This window comes from Rhodobacter sp. CZR27 (assembly GCF_002407205.1).
Classification (GTDB): domain Bacteria; phylum Pseudomonadota; class Alphaproteobacteria; order Rhodobacterales; family Rhodobacteraceae; genus Cereibacter_A.
On sequence record NZ_CP023548.1, the window covers coordinates 2,707,161 to 2,721,171 of the forward strand.

The window sequence follows — 14,011 nt, forward strand, 5'->3', positions numbered from 1 at the left end:
CCTTCCGAACCCCCTCCCCCTCCTCTCCCGCATCCGGTGCGGCGCCGCGACTGCTTGATGCGGATCAAGGCCGCGCGGCCTTTGCAGCGTCAATCCTGCGGGCGGATGTGTTGATCCGGACCCGGAGGTGTAGCCATGACCCGACTGATGATGATCCTGTTCTCGATGGTTTCCGTGACGCTGATGGGCAGCTTCATCGTGCTCGCCCTCGTCACCGGCAACGACACCCTCATCCCCATTCTTGCGGCTGCGGCAATCGGCTTCGTGCTGGCGCTGCCCGTGAGCTTCATCATCGCGCGCAAGCTCGCCTGATTCCCGGCGAGGCAGACGACGGAAGGAACAGAAGATGACGAAGGAAGCGCCGACAGGCTATTCGAGGATGCAGATCGTTCTGCACTGGGCGGTGGCGGTGCTCGTCGTCGTGCAATTCCTGCTGGGACCCGCCATGTCGGCCGTGGCGGACGGCCTGCGCAAGGGTGAGGCCGTCGGCGTGTCGCCGCTGGCCTGGGCGCATGTCGCGGTGGGCCTTGCCATCCTCGTCCTCGCCTGCTGGCGCGTCGGCCTGCGCTTTGCCCATGGCGTCCCCACGCCGGCATTCGAGCCGAAGACCCCCGAGCAGGAGTTCCTCGCCTTCGTCACGCGCGAGCTGACCTTCTTCCTCTATCTCACGATCTTCGTGCTGCCGATCTCGGGCGCCGTCGCCTGGTTCTACCAGAGCGAGGTCGCCGCCTCGGCGCATGCCAGCATGAAGGTCCTGGTGATCGCGATCGTCGCCATTCACGTCGCGATCTCGCTGTTCCACCAGTTCGTGCTGCGCGACGGCGCACTGCAGCGGATGGGCCGCCCGCAGCGCGACTAGAGCGCGGCGTCAAGAAAGACGCGGACCGTCTCTTCGAAGGCGCGGGGCTTCTCGGCGTGCAGCCAGTGCCCCGCGCCTTTCAGTTCGGCGAAGCGCGCACCGGGAAACAGGCGAAGGATCGTCTCGCGGTGCTGTGGTCCGACATAGGACGAAAGCTCTCCGCTCAGGAACAGCGCCGGCCCGTCGAACCGCCCGGAGGTATCCGGCCAGCCCAGGATTTGCGGCATCTCGGCCGCGAGGACGTCGAGGTTCAGCCGCCAGTGCGGCGGGTCCGACTTCAGGTCGAGCGACTGCAGGAAGAAGGCGCGCAGGCCGGCATCGGGCAGCACCTCGGCCAGCCGGCGATCCGCGTCGCCGCGGGTCCCGAGCGCCGAAAGGTCGAGTCCCCGCATTGCCTCGACGTTGCGGCTCTGGTCATGCGCATAGGCCACCGGGGCGATGTCGGCCACGACCAGCCGGCGCACCAGGTCCGGGCGGGTCAGGGCCAGGTGCATAGCGGCCTTGCCGCCCATCGAATGCCCCATGACATCCGCGCGGCCCCCCTGCGCCTCGATGACCTCGGCCAGGTCCGCGGCCATCTCGGGATAGCGGTGGGTCGCCGTCCAGGGACTTCCGCCGTGGTTGCGCATGTCGACCGCGATCACCAGCCGCGTCTCGGCAAGACGGCGGCAGATCACCCCCCAGTTCCGCGCCGAGCCGAACAGGCCATGCGCAACCAGAAGCGGCGGGGCGGCAGAGGGGCTCTCGGCCCGGTGGATGATGGTGTTCAGCATGCCGCGGTTCTAGCGCGACCTTGCGCCTGCTGCCAGACCGGTTGATGCGGCGGGCCGGGCCTCATAATCTGACGTCAGGGCAAGGGGATGGGCATGAGTGCGATTGCGATCAGGCAGATGGTGGACCGTGTGGACGCCCTGATGGAGGAGCGGCTGCATGTGCGCGGCCACGACCTGGCCGACAAGCTGAGGCGCGGCGGCCGTCGCCTGCCCCGGCGGGTGCGGGCGGCGGCGCGGGACCTTGCGCAGGCGGGCGAGATGGCGCGGAACCCGCGGCTGCTGATGCAGGTGGATTTTGGCAAGGTTTCGGCCGATTACGACATCTGCGTTCGGCACCTGACCTCGGTGGATCGCAAGGCACGGCTGCTGGCGGCCACCATGGGCCTCGTGCGTCTCGTGGTCGTCGTGGGACTGCTGGCCGGCGGCATCGCCCTTGCGCTGGCGCGCTGGCGCGGCCTGATCTGAGGGCGCGGCGCGAAGGGCACGAGGCCCCCGCGCCGCGGATCGCTCACAGCGTCGGATAGAGCGGGAAGCGTGCGCAGAGCGTCGCGACTTTGGCCCTGACTGCGGCTTCGACGGCGGCGTTGCCCTCTTCACCGTTGGCGGCCAGCCCGTCCACCACCTCGACGATCAGGCGGCCGATCTCGCGGAACTCCTCCTCGCCGAAGCCGCGGGTGGTGCCGGCCGGGGTGCCGAGGCGCACGCCCGAGGTGACGGTCGGCTTCTCGGGGTCGAACGGGATGCCGTTCTTGTTGCAGGTGATGTGCGCGCGGCCCAGCGCCTTCTCGGTCGCGTTGCCCTTCACGCCCTTCGGCCGCAGGTCCACCAGCATGACGTGGGTGTCGGTGCCGCCCGTCACGATGTCGAGCCCGCCCTTCATCAACTCGTCCGCCAGCGCCTGCGCATTCTTCACAACCTGCGCGGCATAGGCCTTGAACTCCGGCCGCAGCGCCTCGCCGAAGGCCACGGCCTTCGCGGCGATCACATGCATCAGCGGACCGCCCTGGATGCCGGGGAAGATCGCCGAATTGACCTTCTTGGCGATCTCCTCGTTGTTCGTGAGGATCATGCCGCCGCGCGGGCCGCGCAGGGTCTTGTGCGTCGTGGTGGTCGCCACATCGGCGTAGGGGAACGGCGAGGGATGCGCGCCGCCCGCCACGAGGCCCGCGAAATGGGCCATGTCCACCATGAGCCAGGCGCCGACCTCATCGGCGATGGCGCGGAACTTCGCGAAGTCGATCTGGCGCGGGATGGCCGAGCCGCCGGCGATGATCAGCTTCGGCTTGTGCTCGCGCGCAAGGGCCGCGACCTGATCGTAGTCGATCCGCTGGTCCTGCTGGCGCACGCCGTATTGCACCGCGTTGAACCACTTGCCCGACTGGTTCGGCGCGGCACCATGGGTCAGGTGACCGCCCGAGGCTAGTTCCATCCCGAGGATGGTGTCGCCCGGCTTGATCAGCGCCTGGAACACGCCCTGGTTGGCCTGGCTGCCCGAGTTGGGCTGCACGTTGGCGAAGGCGCAGCCGAACAGCTGCTTCGCGCGCTCGATGGCGAGGTTCTCGGCCACGTCCACGAAATCGCAGCCGCCGTAGTAGCGCTTGCCCGGATAGCCCTCGGCATATTTGTTGGTCATCACCGAGCCCTGCGCCTCCATCACGGCGCGGCTCACGATGTTCTCCGAGGCGATCAGTTCGATCTCGTCACGCTGGCGGCCAAGCTCGCCGGTGATCGAGGCGAAAAGCTCGGGGTCACGGGAGGAAAGGCTTTCGGTAAAGAAGCCATCGTCGCGATGCGGGGCGTTCATGGGCGTCTCCTGTCGGAAGGGATGCGCCCATTTAGAGCATCGGGGCCGCGACAGAAAGGCAGGAAAACGACGCATGGACCGGATTGCGCGAAGCGGGCCCCGGCGGGGGTTGAGTTTGCCGCGCGGCGCGTCCAACACTGGCCGCGGCAGGCGGAGGGGCACATGACGCGAGAGCGCATCGGATTCGTGGCGAGCAATGCGCCCGTCGCGCAGGAGGCGCTGGCCGCGATGGTCGCCCGCTACGGCCAGGTCCCCCTGCCCGAGGCCGATGTGATCGTGGCGCTCGGCGGCGACGGCTTCATGCTCCAGACGCTGCACGAGACGCAGAGCCTTGGCATCCCGGTCTATGGCATGAACCGCGGCACCGTCGGGTTCCTGATGAACGGCTATGCCGAAAAGCGCCTGCGCGAGCGGCTGGCCGCGGCCGAGGAGGAGATCCTGAACCCACTCGCCATGACGGCCGTCAGCGAGACGGGCGAGGTCTTCCACCGGCTGGCGATCAACGAGGTGAGCCTGCTGCGGGCAGGTCCGCAGGCGGCATGGCTCAGGATCTCGGTGGATGGCACGGTGCGGATGGAGGAGCTGGTCTGCGACGGGGCGCTGGTCTGCACGCCGGCAGGCTCCACCGCCTACAACTACTCGGCGCATGGTCCGATCCTGCCGATCGGTGCGGATGTGCTGGCGCTGACCGCCATCGCGCCGTTCCGCCCGCGTCGCTGGCGCGGGGCGCTGCTGCCCAAGACCGCGACCGTCCGCTTCGACGTGATCGACGCGCGCAAGCGTCCGGTGATGGCGGATGCCGACGGACGCTCGGTCCGCGACGTGGTCTCGGTCGAGATCCGCTCCGAGCCGGCGGTCCGGCACCGGCTGCTGTTCGACCCCGGCCACGGGCTGGAAGAGCGGCTGATCCGCGAACAGTTCGTCTAGCGGAACCGGTCGGCAAGCTTCTGGAGCGGGCTGCGCGTATCCTCGGCCCCGGCCTGCGGCGCGGGATCCGGTGACGGTGGCACGGGCTTCGGCGCGGCAGGTTTCGGCGGCTGCATCCGCAGGGCCACGGCATTCTGGAACTTCGCCCCGTCGCCGGCCGCAAGGGCCAGCGCCCCGTCCGCGATGCCGCGCAGCAGGTCGTCGAGCCAGCCGGCATCCGCCTTCGCGAAGTCGTTCAGGACATAGGAGGCCACGGCATCCTTGTGCCCCGGATGGCCGATGCCCAGCCGGACCCGCCCGTAGGCCTCGCCGATATGGGCATGAAGCGACCTCAGCCCGTTGTGGCCCGCATGCCCCCCGCCCTGCTTCAGCCGCAGCTTGCCGGGGGCAAGGTCCAGCTCGTCATGGAACACCGTCACGTCGGCCGGCGAGAGCTTGTAGAACCGCAGCGCCTCGCCCACCGACTGGCCCGAGAGGTTCATGAAGGTCTCGGGCTTCAGCAGCAGCACCTGCTCGGACCCGAGCCTGCCCTCGGACGCGACGCCCTGAAACCGCTGTCGCCACGGGCCGAACCCATGCGCCAAGGCGATGGCGTCAACCGCCATGTAGCCGATGTTGTGCCGGTTGCCCGCATAGCGCGCGCCCGGATTGCCGAGGCCGACGAAAAGCTTCAAGGGACTGCTCCTTCCGGATCCGGCCTGTCTTACGTGCGCCCTGCCCACGGGACAAGGCCTTGGTCGCCACCCCGGCCGGATGGTGCCATGACGGCTAGACCGCCGGCACCGGCCGGGCCACGAACACGCGCCGCACCCCGGGCAGCAGCGCGACTGCGAGGATGCCGATCGAGAACAGGCACCAGATCGCCGGCCCCTCGTTGTTGTTCGTGGTCAACGAGAAGGCCAGCACCGGCCCCGCCAGCGCGTGGAACAGCGCCAGTCGCCATGCCCCGTAGAACACGGGCATCACGAAGACGGCGAGGATGTAGGGCGGGAACCCGAAGTTCGTGCCGAACGTCCGGTCGAATGCCAGGAAAAGACCGTTGTAGGGCACGTCCCAGGCGAGGTGCCAATCGCCCGACACGGTGCAGAGCGGCGCCCCGCAAAGCGGACGGCCCGGCTCGCATGTGCCCAGCATCTGCAGCGGCACAAGCTGCAGGATGATGAGGAAAGTGGAAAGCCCGGCCAGGCCAAGCACGATCCGCCGGGCGCGGGGCGCCAGGAGGGGCGCGGCGATGGCGATGGTGTAGGCGTTGATGAAGATCGGCTGGAAGGCGATGTGCAGGACCGAGAACAGCGTCACCGCGCGGTTCGCCGGCGTGCCGCACTGGTCAAGCACCATGTAGCCGCCGAACTGAAGCCCCTCCATCAGCGCGAAGAAGAGCAGCGTGACCGGGATCGCCGGCGGGTCGCCGCGCCACCAGGTGATGGCAGCCCCTGCCGTTCCGGCAAGCACCATCCCGGTCGTGACCTCAGTTCCCCAGCACATCGGCACCTCCCACCGCTTCAGGCGCCCAGCATGGGCGCGCAGCGGCGGGCTGGCAAACGAAGATGGTCGGCCCGCACCCCTGAGGCGGCGGCAGGCGGCGGTCAACGGTGGGAAAAGCAAAGGAGGCGGAGGCTCGCGCCCCCGCCTCCCGCAAGCATGGTCCGCAAGGCTCAGGCCTCGGCGGCCTCGTCCTCGTTGTCCGACGACCGCAGGCCCGACGGAGCCGAGATGTTCGCGATCACGAAGTTCCGGTTGATCGTCGGAACCGCGCCTTCCGGCAGCGCGACATCGTTGATGTGGATGACATCGCCGACGTTCTTGCCGGTCAGGTCCACCGTGATGTGATCCGGGATGTCGCCCGCAGTCACTTCCAGTTCCACCTCGGGACGCACCACGGTCAGGGTGCCGCCACGCTTCAGGCCCGGGGCCTTGTCGTGGTTCTCGAAGGTCACGTGGATGAACAGGTTGATCCGGCTCGTGCGGCGCAGACGCATGAAGTCGACGTGCGTCGGCAGGTCCTTCACGACATCGCGCTGCACGCCGCGGCAGATCACGCGGACGTCTTCCTGGCCCTCGACCTTGAGGTTGAACAGCGTCTGCAGGAAGCGGCCCTTCTTCAGCCGGTTCAGCAGGTCGTTGTACTTGACGTTGATCGACAGCGGCTCTTGCCCACCGCCGTAGACGATTCCGGGTACGTAGCCCTCACGACGAGCTTGACGAGCGGCCCCCTTGCCTGTCCCCGTCCGTACCTCGGCCTGAAAATCCGGGATTTCACCAGCCATAGAGGTTCTCCATATGTGAAACGCCCCATCCTCCAAGGGTGCATGGGGTCGCGAGGCGCCGCCATAGCCGATCTTCGCCCCGAAGGAAAGCCCCGGAGCCAGCCCGGTCACGATTTCTCTAGAGCTCTGGTTTGCCGCCGCGATGCGGCCGGACACACCTTCCAGTGCCGCCCCATCCCCGGAACCGCCCCGACTTGCGAGGCGGGCGCGGAACCCGATCCGCGCCACGCCGTCCGGTGGCTGACCGCTTCCGCGCTCAGCCCCACTCCCCTTCGAAGCCTTTCGGAACCAGAAGGTTGTCGCGACCAAGCGCACCCACCGACTTCTCGCCGCACAGCGCCATCGAGACGTCCAGCTCCTTCCAGATCACCTCGAGCGCGCGACGCACACCCGCCTCGCCCATCGCGCCGAGGCCATAGATGTAGGACCGGCCGATGTAGGTGCCCTTCGCCCCCAGCGCGAGCGCCTTCAGCACGTCCTGCCCCGAGCGGATGCCGCCGTCCATGTGTACCTCGATCCGGTCGCCCACGGCGCGCACGATCTCGGGCAGCATCCGGATCGATGACAGCGCGCCGTCGAGTTGCCGCCCGCCGTGATTCGAGACCACGATCGCATCCGCCCCGAAGTCCGCCGCGCGCCGCGCGTCATCGGCGTCGAGGATGCCCTTCAGGATGATCTTCCCGCCCCAGACGTCGCGGATGCGCGCGATCTTCTTCCAGTCGAGCTGCGGGTCGAACTGCTCGGCCGTCCAGCTCATCAGGCTCGACGTGTCGCCTACGCCCTTGGCGTGGCCCACGATGTTGCCGAAGCTGCGCCGCTTCGTGCGCAGCATCTCGATCCCCCAGCCCCACTTGGTCGCCAGATCCAGCATCACCGGCAGCGTCAGCTTCGGCGGCGCCGAAAGGCCGTTCTTCAGGTCCTTGTGCCGCTGGCCAAGGATCTGCAGGTCGAGCGTCAGCACCAGCGCCGAGCAGCGGGCCCGCTTCGCCCGCTCCAGCATCGAGTCGACGAATTCTTCGTCCTTCATGACGTAAAGCTGGAACCAGAACGGCTTCGTCGTGGCCGCCGCCACGTCCTCGACCGAGCAGATCGACATGGTCGACAGCGTGTAGGGCACCCCGAAGGCCTCGGCGGCGCGCGCGGCCTTGATCTCGCCATCGGCGCATTGCATCCCGGTCATGCCGACCGGAGCCAGCGCGACCGGCATCGCCACCTCCTGCCCGATCATCTGCGACCGGGTTGAGCGGCCGAGCATGTCCACCGCCACCTTCTGCCTGAGGCGGATCTGCTGGAAGTCCGAGCAGTTGTCGCGGAACGTCTGCTCGGTGTAGCTGCCGCTCTCGCAATAATCGAAGAACATCCTCGGCGCCCGCCGGCGGTGCATGCGCTTCAGGTCCTCGATGCAGGTGATGACGGGCATGGAGATCTCCGGGCTGGAACTGGTCATGTTTCCTTACCGGTAGAGGCTGACCAGATCAACGCACCTTGCATAGGACCGACCCGGATCAACGGTCGAGGATCCGCGCCGAGAGGGTGCCTCCTGCCGTGGCAACGCCGGTGTCGGGGGCTCGATGCCCCCGGCGCCGGCACCCCCCGACCATACCTGCCCGACACAGCGGAACCGGCGGGACCGATGCGAGAGCCGCGGCCACCTCTCCGGCTGACGCGGCGCGTCAGGCGGCGTGCGCTCCCGCTGCCAGCGCGGCCACCCGGTCGAGCACTTCGGCCACCGGACGCCCCTCGCCCACCAGCTTCACGATCGCGGAGCCCACGACGCAGCCGTCTGCAATACCGGCGATGTCGCGCGCGGCCTCGGGCGACGAGATGCCGAAGCCCACGATCACCGGCAGCGCCGTCGCGGCCTTGATCCGCGCCACCTCGGGCGCCACGTCGACGGCCTGGGCCGCGGCAGCGCCGGTGATCCCGGTGATCGAGACGTAGTAGACGAAGCCCGAGGTGTTCTGCAGCACCTTCGGCAGCCGCCGGTCGTCGGTCGTGGGCGTCGCCAGCCGGATGAAGTTCAGCCCCGCCGCCTGCGCCGGCAGGCAAAGCTCGCTGTCCTCCTCGGGCGGCAGGTCCACCACGATCAGCCCGTCGATCCCCGCCTCGCGCGCCTCGGTCAGGAAGCGGTCAACCCCGCGGGAATAGATCGGGTTGTAGTAACCCATCATCACGATCGGCGTCACTGCGTCGCCCTTGCGGAACTCCCGCACCATGTCGAGCGTCCGCGCGAGCGTCTGCCCACCCTCCAGCGCGCGCTGGCCCGCGACCTGGATCGTCGGCCCGTCCGCCATCGGATCGGTGAAGGGCATGCCAAGCTCGATGATGTCCACGCCCGCCGCGGGCAGCCCCTTCATCACCTGAAGCGAGGTCTCGAGGTCCGGATCGCCCGCCATGATATAGGCCACGAAGGCCTTCTTCCCCTCGGCCTGCAGCCGCCGGAAGCTGTCGTCGATCCGCGTCATGTCCGTCCCCGTCGCCCTGATGGCAGCCGGTTTGCGTCAGCGGCGCGGGAAAATCAATGGGCGAAGCTGGCAAGGCCCATGCGGCACCCCCCGCGCTTGCCTTGCCCCCGGCCCTTGCCTATGAAGCGGCGAAACCAGCAAGGAGTGGATCATGGGTTTCCGCATGGGGATCGTCGGCCTGCCGAACGTGGGCAAATCCACGCTCTTCAACGCGCTCACCCGCACCGCTGCCGCACAGGCCGCGAACTTCCCCTTCTGCACCATCGAGCCGAACGTGGGCGAGGTTGCGGTCCCCGATCCGCGCCTCGAAGTTCTGGCAGAGATCGCCGGTTCCAAGCAGATCATCCCGACGCGGATGACCTTCGTGGACATCGCGGGCCTCGTGCGCGGCGCCTCGAAGGGCGAGGGTCTCGGCAACCAGTTCCTCGCCAACATCCGCGAGTGCGACGCCATCGCGCATGTGCTTCGCTGCTTCGAGGACGGCGACATCACCCATGTCGAGGGGCGGATCGACCCGGTGGCCGATGCCGAAACCATCGAGACCGAGCTGATGCTCGCGGACATGGAATCGATCGAGCGGCGGCTCGCGAACCTCGCGCGCAAGCTGAAGGGCGGCGACAAGGAGGCGCTGGACCAGGACCGGCTGCTGCGCGCCGCGCTGGCCGCACTCGAGGCCGGCAAGCCCGCGCGCACGGTGAAGGTTGCCGACGACGACCAGCGCGCCTGGCGGATGCTGCAACTGCTGACCGCGAAGCCCGTGCTCTATGTCTGCAACGTCGAGGAAGCCTCGGCCGCCAGCGGCAATTCGCAATCCGCCCGCGTCGCCGAGATGGCGAAGGCGCAGGGCGCGGCGACGGTGGTGATCTCGGCCCGCATCGAGGAGGAGATCGCCCAGCTTCCCCCCGAGGAAGCCGAGATGTTCCTGACCGAGATGGGGCTGGAGGAAGCCGGCCTCGACCGCCTGATCCGGGCGGGGCACGAGCTTCTGGGCCTGCAGACCTACTTCACGGTCGGCCCCAAGGAGGCGCGGGCCTGGACGATCCCGAAGGGGATGCTGGCCCCCCAGGCGGCGGGCGTGATCCATGGCGACTTCGAGAAGGGCTTCATCCGCGCCGAGACCATCGCCTATGACGACTATGTCGCGGGCCGGGGCGAGGCCGGCGCCAAGGAAGCCGGCAAGTTCCGCATCGAAGGCAAGACCTACGAGGTTCAGGACGGCGACGTGCTGCACTTCCTGTTCAACGCCTGAGCGACGCGCACAGGTCGCTTCCCTGCCCGGGCCCGTGGCCCGGCCCTGGCGGTCCGGCGGCTGGCTCCGCCAGGGGCCACCGCCCCCGAGCGGGCCGCGCCCGGGCGCATCCGCCCGCAGGGCCTCCTGCGCGCCGCGGCTCAGGGCAGGTCGTCGAGCAGCATCGGATACAGTAGCCCGTCGGCCCCCGGCTGCCCGAGATGGTTTACCCAGAGATCCGGCGAGGCGTTGTAGCGCCGATAGCGCTCCAGCTTGTCGTGAAGGTCATTGACCAGCGCCTGCTGCTCGGAGATCGACATTCGCACCCAGTCTTCCTGGGTGATGGTCATGATGCGAGACCGGTAGGGCAGGCCCTCCAGCAGTTCCGAAACCGCGACGGCCCCGGCAAGCGTTTCGTCCTGGCGGCGGGACACGCTCTCGGGTCGGCGGCTCATGTCGGCGGCGGCGCCCAGCACCTGCTCGAAGAAGCGATCCGGGTCCAGGACATTGGCCTCGGCCTTGTCCACGACGATCTGCAGCGCCTCCGCCAGGTCGGACAGCTGAGCCTTGGACAGCAGCAGACGGATCGACACCGGGCGCAGCGCCGGCTGGGCGAAGTCGCGGTCGGCGATCACGCCCTCGAACACGTCGGGCGCCTCGGTGCCGTCCTGACGGCCAAGATAGGCGAGGCGCAGGGTCTGCATCGCCTGCCCCACGGCCGAGGCGATGGGGGTATCGGGCACGGGCGCCGGCCCCCCTGCATCCCGGGCCGAGGCCGAAAGCTGGTCCACCACCACCTGCCCCACCTGCCGCGCCGCGGCCTCGTAGGCGGCGGCCTCGCCCTTCGGCACCGCGAAATAGAGCGGCGGAAGGTTCGGGAACGTGGTCAGTTCGCGATAGAGCCGTGTCGCCCGCTCGTGGTCGCCGACCTCCGCCCCCTTCGGCGTCAGCAGGTGTATCACGGCGACATAGCCCCCCAGCTGCTCGCGCACGAGCCGGTTCAGCGCCTCGCCGCTGAGGCCGGTCCCGCTGAGCTCGTCCGTGGCCTCGCGCGGGCCCGCGTCGGTGACCAGCACGACAAGCCGCACGTCGTAGCCCGACCAGTCGAGCGAACTGATGGCATGCTCCAGCCCGGTATAGCTGTCCTCGCGGAAGCCACGGCTGGAGGCCGTCGCTTCGGTCATGGTCCGGATCCCGGCAAGAAAGCCCGCCTCGCTGCGCCCCTCGTCCAGCGTGACGAAGGTGCGCGCGGCATATTCCAGCAGGGGCTGGCCCCGCAGGCTGTCGCGATACCCCACCAGTCCGAAGGAGACACGGTCGGTGAGGTTCGCCGCCGCCACCTCGCGGTAGACTCCGCTCAGGGCCTCGCGGGTCGCGTCGATGTAGGGACCCATCGAATGCGTGGTATCCACGACGAAGACCACGCCCGCCCGCATCCCGGCACGCGGCGCATCCGGCACCCCGCCGATCGGCTTTTCCGTCGCGGCGGGCCCTGCCGCGTCGCGGCCGCCGGTGCGGGCGACGGCCACCTTCAGAAGGTTCACGAAGGTGCCGTTCTCGAACAGCGCCTCTTCGGCATCGAGGATCGGCAGCACATGCAGCCGCTGGCGTTGATCGATCGCCTCACGGGGCCCGAGCGCCACGACGCGGTCCGACGGCGTGCCACTGCGCTCGGCGGCCTCGGCCTCGGCTCGCAGCGCCGCGGCCTCCGTGCCCGGGTCCTCGGCCTCGACCAGGTCGTAGGCCGTGTCGAGATCGGACAGGAACAGCGTCCGGTCGAGACCCGCCGTCACCTCCAGCGTAGCCACGATGTTCTGGTTCCAGTCGGCCACCGCAGTGACCGGAAGCCATCCCAGGTCACGGCCATCCTGCGACGGCCCGACCTCGACCCAGCCCTCGCTCCGCCCGTAGACGAAGAATTGCTGAAGCGGCAGCGCACTGCCGAGCGGGTGCCCGCCCGGTGCATCCAGACGCTCCGTCGCCTGGCGGACCAGCACGCGCTGCGGCAGCGAGGTCTTGCCGTCCATGACCAGCGGGACGCGGTCTGCCGCGACCGCGGCCGTCGCCATGAGGAGGAGGGCCGCAAGGAAACGATGGAACATGGTCATCCTCTCAGCTTCGCAAGGGCCGTCTGCGCTTCGGCGGACCCGAGGGCGGCAGCGGCCTCGTAGGCGCGTCGCGCCGCAGCGGCGTTCGGCTGCGGGAAGGGACTACGACGTGGATCGAAGGTCGCCGGATCATACATCCGGCCCAGCGCCAAATGGGCCCGGATGCGGCGCTCGGCGCTGGCATCCGGGTTGCGGGCCAGCGCGATCAGGCTGGCAAGGGCGGCCTCGAGATTGCCCGAGTCGATCAGGGCCTCGACCTCCGCCAGGGGATCGCTGGCGTCCAGCGCACGGCGCGCGTCTCCGACCTGTCTGGAACTGCCGCCTTGGCCATCCTTCGAAAGCAGCGGCAGGGCGAACCAGAGGCCCGCCCCCGCCGCGGCCAGTGCCGACACGCCGCCCAGACCCAGCAGGATGCCCCGACGCGCCATTCCCCGCGGCGCGCCCCGATCGACGGCACCCGCCGCCGCAGTCAGGCGCTGCACCAGATCGGTCGGGCGCTCCTCGGGCCGGGTCTTCAGCATCGCCTCGAGCGTGGCGCGCAACGCCGGCGGCAGGCCCGCGGCGGGGGGGATCTTCAGGTCGTCCCGGCGAGCCTCGACGGCGGCGATGCCCATGCCTTCGCCCGGAACCTTCAGCCCCGCCACCTTCATCAGCACGAGTCCGAGGGAATAGACGTCCGAGGCGGCCCCGACGCGCGCGCCGTGCAGGCCGAACTGCTCGGGCGAGGAATAGGAATACTTCCCCGCATAGGTCGAGCCGATGATCGAGGCCTCGGTCCCCGCCGTGTTGGAGGCAAGGCCGAAGTCGATCAGCTTGCAGTGGCCGATGTCGCCGTCGGGCAGCATGATGTTGTCCGGCGCCACATCACGATGAACGATGCCCAGCGCATGGATCGCCGCCAGCGCGCCGGCGATGCGGCGCCCCAGCAGCAGCACGTCCGCCGGCGCCAGCCGCGCGCCGCGCTCCAGATAATGCGACAGCGGCTGGCCATCCACGAATTCCATGATCAGGTAGAGCCGGCCCTCGCGGTCCTGCAGCGTGGTCTCGTAGCGGATCACCGCATCGCTCTGGACCTTGCGCAGCAGCTGCGCCTCGCGCCGGAACAGATCCACCGCGCGCGGCACCAGCGCGATCTCGGGCGCCATGACCTTGATCGCCACCACGTCCTGCGTGGTGAGGTTCACCCCGCGCCAGGTGGTGCCCATGCCGCCCTGACCCAGACGCGCCTCGACGCGGTAGGTGTCCTGGATCACGTCGCCAGGCTGAAGTTCGGTCGTCATCGCACCCTCCCGTCGGCGGTCACAGGCGGCGCTGGTTCAGCGCGACGTGCTTGGTGAAGGTACGGATGTCCATGATCTGGAAGCAGATCCCGGCGAAGACGAAGGACAGCGTGACACTGAAGAGGATGAACAGGAACCCGTAGAGGATGACGGTGCTGTCGCCGACCGCATACTTGGGCGAATGGCGGATGATCATGGCGCCGGTGTAGCAGGACAGGGCCACGTTGAAGCCGGTCGCGATCCAGATCAGGATGGACAGGGATTTGTTCAGAAGATCCCGCATGGGCGCATTACTCCTTA

15 protein-coding genes are annotated in these 14,011 nt (G+C 68.9%); 5 read left to right on the forward strand and 10 right to left on the reverse strand.

Annotated features, from left to right (window positions below):
* Positions 1–135: 135 nt before the first annotated feature.
* Together CK951_RS13195 and CK951_RS13200 are read left to right on the forward strand one after the other, a co-directional pair.
* Positions 136–312: a CTP synthetase gene (locus tag CK951_RS13195; protein WP_096786588.1), complete on the forward strand. Its 177-nt coding sequence runs from the start codon at positions 136–138 to the stop codon at positions 310–312.
* A gap of 34 nt (positions 313–346) precedes the next feature.
* On the forward strand, positions 347–859 hold the full coding sequence (locus tag CK951_RS13200; RefSeq protein ID WP_096786589.1) for a cytochrome b: 513 nt from the start codon (positions 347–349) through the stop codon (positions 857–859).
* Here CK951_RS13200 and CK951_RS13205 read toward each other — a convergent pair.
* Positions 856–1,632, reverse strand: coding sequence for an alpha/beta fold hydrolase (locus CK951_RS13205; protein WP_096786590.1), 777 nt, complete (start codon positions 1,630–1,632; stop codon positions 856–858). The genes CK951_RS13200 and CK951_RS13205 overlap by 4 nt on opposite strands.
* Before the next feature lie 93 nt (positions 1,633–1,725).
* Between CK951_RS13205 and CK951_RS13210 the strand changes: the two genes are divergently transcribed.
* A complete protein-coding gene (locus CK951_RS13210; protein WP_198402351.1) occupies positions 1,726–2,097 on the forward strand; it encodes a hypothetical protein in 372 nt (123 codons plus the stop codon).
* A gap of 43 nt (positions 2,098–2,140) precedes the next feature.
* Here the strand turns inward: CK951_RS13210 and glyA are convergent, their stop codons facing one another.
* The gene (glyA, locus tag CK951_RS13215; protein ID WP_096786592.1) at positions 2,141–3,436 is read right to left on the reverse strand and encodes a serine hydroxymethyltransferase; all 1,296 of its coding nucleotides are present in this window, start codon (positions 3,434–3,436) and stop codon (positions 2,141–2,143) included.
* A gap of 162 nt (positions 3,437–3,598) precedes the next feature.
* On the opposite strand from glyA, the gene CK951_RS13220 reads away from it, so the two are divergent.
* A complete protein-coding gene (locus CK951_RS13220; protein WP_096786593.1) occupies positions 3,599–4,363 on the forward strand; it encodes an NAD kinase in 765 nt (254 codons plus the stop codon).
* Here the strand turns inward: CK951_RS13220 and pth are convergent.
* The 5 genes from pth to trpA form a co-directional block, all read right to left on the reverse strand.
* On the reverse strand, positions 4,360–5,037 hold the full coding sequence (gene pth, locus CK951_RS13225) for an aminoacyl-tRNA hydrolase (RefSeq protein ID WP_096786594.1): 678 nt from the start codon (positions 5,035–5,037) through the stop codon (positions 4,360–4,362). The genes CK951_RS13220 and pth overlap by 4 nt on opposite strands.
* A 94-nt stretch (positions 5,038–5,131) precedes the next feature.
* The gene (locus CK951_RS13230; RefSeq protein WP_096786595.1) at positions 5,132–5,848 is read right to left on the reverse strand and encodes a DUF5765 domain-containing protein; all 717 of its coding nucleotides are present in this window, start codon (positions 5,846–5,848) and stop codon (positions 5,132–5,134) included.
* A gap of 170 nt (positions 5,849–6,018) precedes the next feature.
* The gene (locus CK951_RS13235; protein WP_096786596.1) at positions 6,019–6,630 is read right to left on the reverse strand and encodes a 50S ribosomal protein L25/general stress protein Ctc; all 612 of its coding nucleotides are present in this window, start codon (positions 6,628–6,630) and stop codon (positions 6,019–6,021) included.
* Positions 6,631–6,886: 256 nt separating this feature from the next.
* Positions 6,887–8,050, reverse strand: coding sequence for an alpha-hydroxy acid oxidase (locus tag CK951_RS13240; RefSeq protein ID WP_096787259.1), 1,164 nt, complete (start codon positions 8,048–8,050; stop codon positions 6,887–6,889).
* 253 nt (positions 8,051–8,303) lie between these two features.
* The gene (gene trpA / locus CK951_RS13245) at positions 8,304–9,095 is read right to left on the reverse strand and encodes a tryptophan synthase subunit alpha (RefSeq protein WP_096786597.1); all 792 of its coding nucleotides are present in this window, start codon (positions 9,093–9,095) and stop codon (positions 8,304–8,306) included.
* A gap of 151 nt (positions 9,096–9,246) precedes the next feature.
* Between trpA and ychF the strand changes: the two genes are divergently transcribed.
* Positions 9,247–10,344: a redox-regulated ATPase YchF gene (gene ychF / locus CK951_RS13250; RefSeq protein WP_096786598.1), complete on the forward strand. Its 1,098-nt coding sequence runs from the start codon at positions 9,247–9,249 to the stop codon at positions 10,342–10,344.
* A 140-nt stretch (positions 10,345–10,484) separates the two neighbouring features.
* On the opposite strand, the gene CK951_RS13255 is transcribed toward ychF, so the two are convergent.
* The 3 genes from CK951_RS13255 to CK951_RS13265 are packed head-to-tail and all read right to left on the reverse strand — an operon-like array spanning position 10,485 to position 13,994.
* Positions 10,485–12,425: a vWA domain-containing protein gene (locus tag CK951_RS13255; RefSeq protein WP_232520623.1), complete on the reverse strand. Its 1,941-nt coding sequence runs from the start codon at positions 12,423–12,425 to the stop codon at positions 10,485–10,487.
* Between the two features lie 2 nt (positions 12,426–12,427).
* Complete coding sequence (locus tag CK951_RS13260) at positions 12,428–13,711, reverse strand: serine/threonine-protein kinase (RefSeq protein ID WP_096786600.1); 1,284 nt, start codon at positions 13,709–13,711, stop codon at positions 12,428–12,430.
* A 19-nt stretch (positions 13,712–13,730) separates the two neighbouring features.
* Positions 13,731–13,994 carry a hypothetical protein gene (locus CK951_RS13265; protein WP_096786601.1) on the reverse strand — a complete coding sequence of 88 codons (264 nt, stop codon included), beginning with the start codon at positions 13,992–13,994 and terminating at the stop codon, positions 13,731–13,733.
* Positions 13,995–14,011: the final 17 nt, after the last annotated feature.

Coding starts and splice junctions, on each gene's coding strand:
- CK951_RS13195 (WP_096786588.1), top strand. CDS start 136: ATGACCCGACTGATGATGATCCTGTTCTCGATGGTTTCCGTGACGCTG.
- CK951_RS13230 (WP_096786595.1), bottom strand. CDS start 5,848: ATGTGCTGGGGAACTGAGGTCACGACCGGGATGGTGCTTGCCGGAACG.
- CK951_RS13205 (WP_096786590.1), bottom strand. CDS start 1,632: ATGCTGAACACCATCATCCACCGGGCCGAGAGCCCCTCTGCCGCCCCG.
- CK951_RS13260 (WP_096786600.1), bottom strand. CDS start 13,711: ATGACGACCGAACTTCAGCCTGGCGACGTGATCCAGGACACCTACCGC.
- CK951_RS13265 (WP_096786601.1), bottom strand. CDS start 13,994: ATGCGGGATCTTCTGAACAAATCCCTGTCCATCCTGATCTGGATCGCG.
- CK951_RS13210 (WP_198402351.1), top strand. CDS start 1,726: ATGAGTGCGATTGCGATCAGGCAGATGGTGGACCGTGTGGACGCCCTG.
- glyA (WP_096786592.1), bottom strand. CDS start 3,436: ATGAACGCCCCGCATCGCGACGATGGCTTCTTTACCGAAAGCCTTTCC.
- CK951_RS13200 (WP_096786589.1), top strand. CDS start 347: ATGACGAAGGAAGCGCCGACAGGCTATTCGAGGATGCAGATCGTTCTG.
- CK951_RS13255 (WP_232520623.1), bottom strand. CDS start 12,425: ATGTTCCATCGTTTCCTTGCGGCCCTCCTCCTCATGGCGACGGCCGCG.
- trpA (WP_096786597.1), bottom strand. CDS start 9,095: ATGACGCGGATCGACGACAGCTTCCGGCGGCTGCAGGCCGAGGGGAAG.
- CK951_RS13235 (WP_096786596.1), bottom strand. CDS start 6,630: ATGGCTGGTGAAATCCCGGATTTTCAGGCCGAGGTACGGACGGGGACA.
- CK951_RS13240 (WP_096787259.1), bottom strand. CDS start 8,050: ATGCCCGTCATCACCTGCATCGAGGACCTGAAGCGCATGCACCGCCGG.
- CK951_RS13220 (WP_096786593.1), top strand. CDS start 3,599: ATGACGCGAGAGCGCATCGGATTCGTGGCGAGCAATGCGCCCGTCGCG.
- ychF (WP_096786598.1), top strand. CDS start 9,247: ATGGGTTTCCGCATGGGGATCGTCGGCCTGCCGAACGTGGGCAAATCC.